The organism is Arthrobacter sp. GAS37, from assembly GCF_044908325.1.
GTDB lineage: Bacteria > Actinomycetota > Actinomycetes > Actinomycetales > Micrococcaceae > Arthrobacter > Arthrobacter ramosus.
The window spans coordinates 1-8814 of sequence record NZ_JBIYDB010000072.1 but is presented as its reverse complement, the minus strand read 5'-3'; the positions used below and the strand labels follow the sequence as shown (position 1 = coordinate 8814).

The following is an 8814-nucleotide window of genomic DNA, read 5'->3' as shown; positions in this document are numbered from 1 at the left end:
AAAACAACCAATTCATAAAAACAAATCGGTATCAACAAACTTGGCACACTATTGAGTTCTCAAACAACAGACACACCCGGCACCACCCACACCCAACCAAGGGTCCAGGATCGCTCCGGAGCAACTTCCCAAACTTACCGGCTGCTTGCCTCCTAGTCAAATCAGCGTTCTTGACTTGATCTTCACGAGGAACGTCAGTCAACTTCACCGATCTCCACTGGGGAGCAGCGCGGGTACTAACTATACCACCAGTTCTCCGGGGAGGCAAAACTCCCGCCAGGCGGCTTCCTGCGCTTCAGCAACCGCCCGCAAGATCCATGCAAAGGGCCCGGAAACTCAAGGCTTCCGGACCCTTCACCCTCAGACAAGCAGAACAGCTACCCCACAGGCGCGAACCAGGAAGCTCCGAGCGGCGGCAAGGTGACGGTCAGTGCAGCAGGCAGTCCCTCCGCCCCGGGTGCGGTGGCAAGCAGTTCACCACTGTTGATCACACCCGAGCCCCCGTACACGTCGGCGTCAGTGTTGAGTACTTCCTGCCATGCGCCGGCAGACGGGACGCCAAGCACATAGTCCTGGTGCGGGCCTCCCGAGAAATTCACGGCGCACACCAGGGGGTTGCCGTCGTGGTCCCACCGGATAAAGGTGAGTACGTTGCGGTCCGCGTCCGCGCCGTTGATCCACTGGAAACCGCCAGGCTCGTTGTCCCGGACATGCAGGGCCGGCGTCGAGCTGTACAGCGTGTTCAACTCGCGGGTGAGCAATTGCAGCCCGCGGTGCGCGGGGATGTCGGCAAGGAACCAGTCGAGCCCGTGCTGTTCGGACCATTCGGCCTCTTGGCCGAATTCGGTGCCCATGAAGATGAGCTGCTTGCCCGGGTGCGCCCACTGGTACGCCATGAACGCCCGCACGTTGGCGAGCTGCTGCCAGCGGTCGCCGGGCATCTTCCGCAGCATGGATCCCTTGCCGTGCACAACTTCGTCGTGACTGATGGGCAGCAGGAAGTTCTCAGTGAAGGCATAGACCATGGAGAACGTCACCGTACCGTGGTGCCAGCGGCGGTTCACCGGGTTTTCGGAGATGTACTTGAGGGAATCGTGCATCCAGCCCATGTTCCATTTGAGGCCGAATCCCAGGCCGCCATGGTTGGTCGGCGCGGTGACGCCGGCGAACGCCGTGGATTCCTCGGCAATGGTCACGGCCCCTGGGTGGGTCTTGTAGATCGTGGCGTTGACCTCTTGGAGGAAGGAGATGGCTTCCAGGTTCTCGCGTCCGCCGTGGACGTTGGGGAACCACTCCCCTTCCTCGCGGGAATAGTCACGGTAGAGCATGGAGGCAACGGCATCCACCCGAAGCCCGTCGATGTGGAATTCCTCAAGCCAGTACAGGGCGTTCGCGACCAGGAAGTTGCGGACCTCCGTGCGGCCGAAGTCGAAGATGAGCGTGCCCCAGTCCGGGTGCTCACCGAGCCGGGGATCGGAGTGTTCGTACAGTGGTTCGCCGTCGAAACGGGCAAGGGCCCAGGCGTCCTTCGGGAAGTGCGCGGGGACCCAGTCCAGGATCACGCCGATGCCCGCCTGATGCAGTGAATCGACCAGGAACCGGAACTCATCCGGATGCCCGAAGCGGGAGGTCGGAGCAAAGTAGGACGTGACTTGGTAACCCCATGAACCGCCAAAGGGGTGCTCGGCCACCGGCATGAACTCGACGTGGGTGAAACCAAGCCACTTCACGTACTCCACGAGGTCCTTGGCCAACTCCTTGTACCCGAGGCCAAGGCGCCAGGAACCAAGGTGGACTTCGTAGACGCTCATGGGCGAGTTGTGCGGATCCTTGTTGGCGCGCGCCGTCATCCAGGCGTCGTCCTTGAAGCGGTAGCCGGACTCCACCACGCGGGACGCAGTCAAGGGCGGAACTTCGGTGCCGAAGGCGAGCGGGTCGGCTTTCTCCACCCAATGGCCGGCCTTGGTGAGTAGCTCGAATTTGTAGCACGCCCCTGCTACAACGCCCGGGATGAAGACTTCCCAGACGCCTGAAGACCCGAGTGAGCGCAATGCATGCTCACGCCCGTCCCAGGAGTTGAAGTCGCCCTTGACGCGGACTGCCTGTGCGTTGGGCGCCCAGACGGCGAAGGAGACGCCGTCCACATCGCCGAGCGGGGAGCGGTAGTGCTGGACGTGGGCTCCCAGTGTGTCCCAGAGCCGTTCGTGCCGGCCTTCTCCGATGAGGTGCAGGTCCACCTCACCGACGGTTGGAAGGTAGTGGTACGGATCATTGGTCGTCACCGGCGCGGAATCGCCGTACACAACGTCCAGGCGGTAGTCCGGCACGTGGCCGTGCTGCAGCGGTTCGAGGACCGCCACCCAGATCCCGTCGGTCTCGTGGGTCATCGGGGTCGAACCGGCTTCCGTGACTACAGTTACCTCCGCCGCGAGGTGCTTGACCGTGCGGATCGTGACGTGACCGTGGTCGTCAAGGTGGGCGCCCAACACCGAGTGCGGGGCGTGGTGCGCACCAGCGGCCACCCGGCCCAGGGTAGCGGCGTCCACATACAGCGGGACTCGGGGCCGTTCGGTACGTGCTGAGCCTGTCATTTCCTTACCTTCCGATGTCGCCGCGGCATCCGTGCCGGGGCTCGTGTTTCCGAGGAGCTGCCGCGAAGCATTGACCGGAATGGGCAACCAGTCCGGTCTGTTCCGCAGCTCGTAGATCACCTCGTACAAGGCCTTGTCCAGCCACAATGCCACAAACAGCGGCGAGCGGCGGTCAATAGTTCCAGGGGTGATGTCGCTGTAGCCGGCCAGGAACGCCTCGGCGCAGTCGTCAACCCACGTGGCGGGAACCCGGGCGCCCGGGTTCTCGCGGATGGCCGCACCGGCCGCGTAGTCGAAGGACCGCAGCATTCCGACGACGTCCCGCAGGGGAACGTCTGGAATGTTACGGTGTTCGATCGGCCTCAGGGGTTCGCCCTCAAAGTCCAGGATCGCCCACCGGGCCGCTTCGCCCGCGGTGCCGGGCACCAAGAGGATCTGGCCCAGGTGAAGGTCTCCGTGGATGCGCTGCAGCGTCCCGGCTTCCTTGCCCGACAGTTGCGTCAGGAGTGCCTCGAGCTGCTGTTCATGGGGCCCGACGGCGGTGCCGGCCTCAGCCCACGACTGGCGGACGCGCCGGGCTACTTCGGGCGCGATGTCCTGGCCGGGAACGCGTTCCCGGGCGGTTCCGAGGGTTTCCGCGAGCCGAAGGTGCACGGTGGCAGTCGCCTGGCCCAGCTGCCGGGCTTCGGCGGCAAAGTCCTTGCCTGATGCCGCAGCGTCGACGGCGAGGCGCCAAGCGTCTTGCCCGCCGGCAAGGAATTCGTGGGCAACGGCGAAATCCGCCGAGGCTGTGCCGTGCCGGCCCAGGGGTGTCCGTACCTCCCATGTTCCCGTAATCCAGCCGAGCGTGGAGGGCACTTCCTTCGTTCCCGCCGAAGTCAAGGCCGCGCCCACCTCCACCTCGGGGTTCTTGCCGACCGACAGGACCCGGAAGATCTTCACGATCGCCGCGGACACGCCGTCGTCGACGATCACTGAAGTGTTGGACTGCTCACCGGAAGAGACACGCACGGATCCTGAGGCAGTGGGCAGCCTCAGGCTGCCCGGCACCGTCTGACCGCTCGCGGTGCACTCCCCCTCTCCGGGCTCGGCGGACGCCTGACCCCGGATGAGATCCAGCCATGCCGTCACAAAGTCAGGATCGTGGGGGGCGTCGTATACCCAGACCGGCGGGTCCTCATCGCTTGTTCCGCCGATCTGGCCCACCAAGGCAGTTGCCAAGGCGGCCGAGGGCGCGGAACGAAAGCTGAGCGGTACTTGGATGATGTCGGTCTGCCTCCCGCCATCGGCCGTGGCGTAGGCGACGGAGATGAGCTGGACCTCCAGGCCGGTCCCGGGGGCTGGCGCAGAAAGGGCGAACGAGCCGACGAAATCCAGTTCGAATAACCCTGCCTTGACCGGAAACCAGCGCTGCCGGGGCAGCCATTCCTTGAGCAGGGAGGCCAGGACCGTGGTGGGCGCCATTTGACTCATGTCAGCCTTCGATGGAGAGCACTGGGATGGCCTGGGTGTACGGCGAGGAGCCGGTGGAACCCGCCGAACGTATCCGTAGCCAGAAGAAGTCGTGGCTGCCGAGCGTGAGGGTCAGGGAGCCGTCGGCCCCGATTCCCGGGAACGGCTGGCCGCCGAACACATCCCTTAGGCCTCTTCCGGCGTATTCAGGGATGTCCAAAGTGGTAGCAACCGGATGTTGGGACAGGTTGAAAACGCAAAGGATGGATTCGGCATCCTCGCCTTCCGGATTGTCATCCCGGAGTTCGCGCAAATAGGCAAGAACCACCTCGTGGTCTGCCGGAACGTTCCGGTAGCCGCCTAGCCCGAAGACCGCGTGGTTCCTCCGGACGCTCAGGATCTGGCGTGTCCAGCGCAGGAGCGAGCCGGAATGGGCCGCTTCGGCCTCGACGTTCGCCATGCTGTAGTTGTAGACCAGCGACTGGATGACGGGCAGGTAGAGCTTTCCGGGATCGGCATTGGAGAAACCTGCGTTGCGGTCCGGGTTCCATTGCATCGGGGTGCGGACGGCATCGCGATCGTCAAGCCAGATGTTGTCTCCCATCCCGATTTCATCCCCGTAGTACAAGAAGGGGCTGCCGGGCAGGGAAAGCAGCAACGCGTTGATCAGCTCGATCTCGGAGCGGGAGTTGTCCAGCAGGGAGGCGAGCCTGCGCCGGATGCCGATGTTGGCCCGCATTCGCGGGTCTGGCGCGTACCAGCCCAGCATGGCGGCACGTTCGTCGGCGGTGACCATCTCCAGGGTGAGTTCGTCGTGGTTGCGCAGGAAGGTGCCCCATTGCGCGCCGGCCGGGATTCCCGGGGTGTCCCGCAGCGTCTCGATAATGGGGGCGGCCTTCTGGTCGCGGAGCGCGTAGTAAAGGCGCGGCATGATGGGGAAGTGGAAAGCCATGTGGCACTCCGGTTCTTCCTCCGTGCCAAAGTACTCCACGACGTCGTGCGGCGGTTGGTTGGCTTCGGCGATGATCACACGGCCGGGGTAGTTCTCATCCACCATCTTCCGAAGGTCCCGCAGGAAGCCGTGGGTGGCCGGCAGGTTTTCGCAATTGGTGCCCTCTTCTTCGAAGAGGTACGGGATGGCATCTGCCCGGAATCCGTCAATGCCTTGGTCCAGCCAGAACTTCACGACGTCGTGAACGGCCTCGATGACCTTGGGGTTTTCGAAGTTCAGGTCGGGCTGGTGGCCGAAGAACCGGTGCCAGAAGAACTGCCGGCGGATCGGATCGAACGTCCAGTTCGACTCTTCCGTATCCACGAAGATGATGCGCGCGTCCTGGTACTTCTCGTCGGTGTCACTCCACACGTAGAAGTCGCCGAACGGGCCATCCGGGTTCTTGCGTGACTCCTGGAACCAAGGGTGTTGGTCCGAGGTGTGGTTCAGCGGGAGGTCGATGATGACCCTGACGCCCCTCGCATGGGATTCGGCCACGAGCCGCTTGAAGTCGCTGATCGTGCCGAACTCGTCCAACACCGACGTGTAATCGGAAATGTCGTAACCACCGTCTCGCAAAGGCGAATCGAAGAACGGCGGCAGCCACAAACAATCCACCCCGAGCCACTGCAGATAATCCAACTTGTCGATCAGTCCGTGGAAGTCACCGGAACCGTCGCCATTCGCATCCGCGAAGGCCCTCACCAGCACTTCGTAGAAAACAGCCTTCCGATACCAATGAGGGTCATGTTGAAGACCCGGGGCATTCAGCTCGAAAGTGTTCTTCGGCGTGAAGTACTGACTCTGACCCTGCGGATTAAAGCTCACTAAGGCTACCTCCGGATATTGAGAATGTGTGCCGGTTCTACATGGGCGTCCAGTCGGACATAGTTGTACTCGCCCCACTCCCAGCTTTCGCCGCTGACCAAATCATCCACCCAGAATCGTCCGTTAGCGGTGAAGTCGGATGGATCCAGCGAAAGAGCGGAGAGATCCAGGGTCACGGTGCTTTCCCTGGTGCCGTGGGGATCGACGTTGACCACAATGATCAAGGTGTCCTTGCTGCCGTCAGCCAAGGTCTTGTGCTTGGAGAACACGATGGTGGCGTCATCCGTGCTGTGATGCAAAGTCAGGTTCTGCAGGTCACCCAGGGCCGGGTGGGCCTTCCGGATGGCGTTAAGCCGCGTGATGTATGGGGCGAGACTGTGCCCGGAAGCCGCTGCGGCATCCCAGTTGCGGTCCTTGAACTCATATTTCTCGTTGTCGATGTACTCTTCGGCCCCGGGACGCGCCACATGCTCGTACAGCTCGAATCCGGCGTAGACCCCCCAGAGCGGACTGGCCGTGGCTGCCAGTGCTGCGCGGACGCGGAACGCAGCCGGACCGCCGTATTGGAGGTATTCGGTGAGGATATCCGGGGTGTTGACGAAGAAATTGGGTCGGAAGTACGCCGGAGATTCGTGGCTGACTTCCTGGAAATACGATTCCAGTTCTGCCTTGGTGTTCCGCCACGTGAAGTAGGTGTACGACTGTTGGAAGCCTGCCCGGCCGAGGGCGTGCATCATCGCGGGGCGCGTGAACGCCTCGGCGAGGAAAACGACGTCGGGGTGCTTTTTGTTGACCTTGCCGATCAGCCATTCCCAGAACCACACCGGTTTGGTGTGGGGGTTGTCCACACGGAAAATCTTCACGCCGTGGCTCACCCAGAGGAAAACGATCCGCAGGATTTCCTTGGACAGACCGGCGGGATCGTTGTCGAAGTTCAGCGGGTAGATGTCCTGGTACTTCTTGGGCGGGTTTTCGGCATAGGCGATGCTGCCGTCAACCCGAGTGGTGAACCATTCCGGGTTGGTCTTCACCCAGGGATGGTCCGGGGCGGCCTGCAGCGCCAAGTCCAGCGCCACCTCGAGACCCAGCTGATTGGCGCGGGCCACAAAAGCATCGAAATCCTCGAACGATCCCAATTCCGGGTGGATGGCGTCGTGGCCGCCGGCTTCGGAGCCGATGGCCCACGGCGAGCCGGGATCCTGCGGACCCGGAGTCAAGGTGTTGTTGCGTCCCTTGCGGTGCTGGAAACCAATCGGGTGGATGGGCGGCAGGTAGATGACGTCGAAGCCCATGTCCGCAACGGCGTCGAGCCTCTTGGCCGCCGTCGTGAAATTGCCTGAAGTCCATGTTCCCGCGGTGGGATCGAAAACGGCGCCTTCGGAGCGGGGGAAGAATTCGTACCAGGCCCCGCGGCCGGCGAGGTCACGCTCCACGAGAAGCGGGTATTGTTCCGAGACAGTCACCAGTTCGCGGATCGGTTGGCGCTCGACGACGGCTGCGACCTCTGCGCTGAAGCCGGCGGCAAGGCGCTCCTCGGCAGTCTTCGAAGTATCGGCGAGGCCTTCGGAGGCACCGCGAAGGATGCGCTTGTCCGCTCCGCTTCTCGTGCTTTCGCCTGCCGCCTCCGCGAGCAGTGCCACGCCCTCGGCGAGCATCAGTTCCACGTCGATGCCGGCCTCGACCTTCACTTCCGCGTTGTGGTGCCACGTGCCGTAGCGGTCGTGCCAGGCCTCGATTGCGAAGGTCCAGGCTCCGGGCGCCGTCGGGGTCAGCAGGCCCTCCCAACGGTCGGTTCCCTTGCCGCGCTCACCCGGCGCCGGGGCGAGCCGGACACGTTGGCGTTCCTTGCCTTTGGGGTCTAGCAGGACGGCGCTCACCCCCAGCTGGTCGTGGCCCTCACGGAAGACCGTGGCGCCGACCACCAAGTCTTCACCAGGCAAGGCCTTGGCCGGGAACCGGCCTTCCTCGATCACGGGCTGCACGGCCGTGATGGGGAATCTGCCGAACCTGAGACCTTCGGTGATACCGGTCTTCTGCTTGGACTTGGATGCTGAGCTGGATCGCGGTGCTGCAGTAGTGGTCACAACCTCGACGTTAGCGAGAAAAATCACATTTTGCGAAGAGGTACCCCAGACTCTTCCGCGCAATGTGTCATTTACCTAAAAGAAACCGAAAGCTGTTCCTGCCGTCCACCGAGTGGATTAGTGTGACGCTCGTGAAGGCAATTCGAAGGTTTACCGTCCGTACCCTGCTCCCCGATCCGATCCAGCCACTGGCGCGTCTCGCGATGAATCTGCGCTGGTCGTGGCACCGGCCTACCCGTGAACTCTTTGCGAGCCTTGACCAGGAATTGTGGGAGGAGAGCCGTCACGATCCAATCAGCCTCCTCGGGTCGATCAGCCGCGATCAGCTGGACCAACTTGCTTCCAACAATGAACTTGTAGAGCGTGTCCAGCACGCGGCTGCGGACCTGGACCGGTACCTGAGCGAGCCGCGCTGGTACCAGGGCCTGGGTCCTGACGCCCCGGCGTGCATCGCCTACTTCTCGCCCGAGTTCGGCATCACGGAGGTGCTCCCGCAGTATTCCGGCGGCCTCGGGATCCTGGCCGGGGACCACCTGAAGGCCGCCTCGGACCTGGGCGTGCCGCTGATCGGCGTCGGGCTGCTCTACCAGGCGGGCTACTTCAAGCAGTCCCTTTCCCGGGACGCCTGGCAGCAGGAAACCTACCCGGTCCTTGACCCGGACGGCCTGCCCTTGACGCTGTTGCGTGAACCGTCCGAGGACGGCACCGGCAAGCCCGTGACGATCTCGCTGCCGCTGCCCAACGGACGCAAGCTCAACGCGCATATCTGGCGTGCCGACGTCGGGCGCGTGCCGCTGCTGCTGCTCGACTCGAACGTTCCGGCCAACGACGACGCCGCGCGCGGGATCACGGACCGGCTCTACGGCGG

At 63.3% G+C, this 8814-nt stretch carries 4 protein-coding genes; 1 reads left to right on the top strand and 3 read right to left on the bottom strand.

Annotation, left to right across the window (positions count from 1 at the left end; translation table 11 throughout):
- Positions 1–377: 377 nt before the first annotated feature.
- The 3 genes from ABH924_RS24550 to ABH924_RS24540 are packed head-to-tail and all read right to left on the bottom strand — an operon-like array spanning position 378 to position 7946.
- Positions 378–4064, bottom strand: coding sequence for a 1,4-alpha-glucan branching enzyme (locus ABH924_RS24550; protein WP_404503103.1), 3687 nt, complete (start codon positions 4062–4064; stop codon positions 378–380).
- Between the two features lies 1 nt (position 4065).
- On the bottom strand, positions 4066–5862 hold the full coding sequence (gene treS, locus ABH924_RS24545) for a maltose alpha-D-glucosyltransferase (RefSeq protein WP_234752541.1): 1797 nt from the start codon (positions 5860–5862) through the stop codon (positions 4066–4068).
- A 5-nt stretch (positions 5863–5867) separates the two neighbouring features.
- Positions 5868–7946 (bottom strand): alpha-1,4-glucan--maltose-1-phosphate maltosyltransferase, encoded by a 2079-nt coding sequence (locus ABH924_RS24540; protein WP_404503101.1) that lies wholly within the window; start codon positions 7944–7946, stop codon positions 5868–5870.
- Positions 7947–8077: 131 nt separating this feature from the next.
- Between ABH924_RS24540 and ABH924_RS24535 the strand changes: the two genes are divergently transcribed.
- Positions 8078–8814, top strand: a 737-nt coding sequence (locus ABH924_RS24535; protein ID WP_404503099.1) for a DUF3417 domain-containing protein, incomplete at its 3' end; no start/stop codon positions are given.

Coding starts and splice junctions, on each gene's coding strand:
- ABH924_RS24550 (WP_404503103.1), bottom strand. CDS start 4,064: ATGAGTCAAATGGCGCCCACCACGGTCCTGGCCTCCCTGCTCAAGGAA.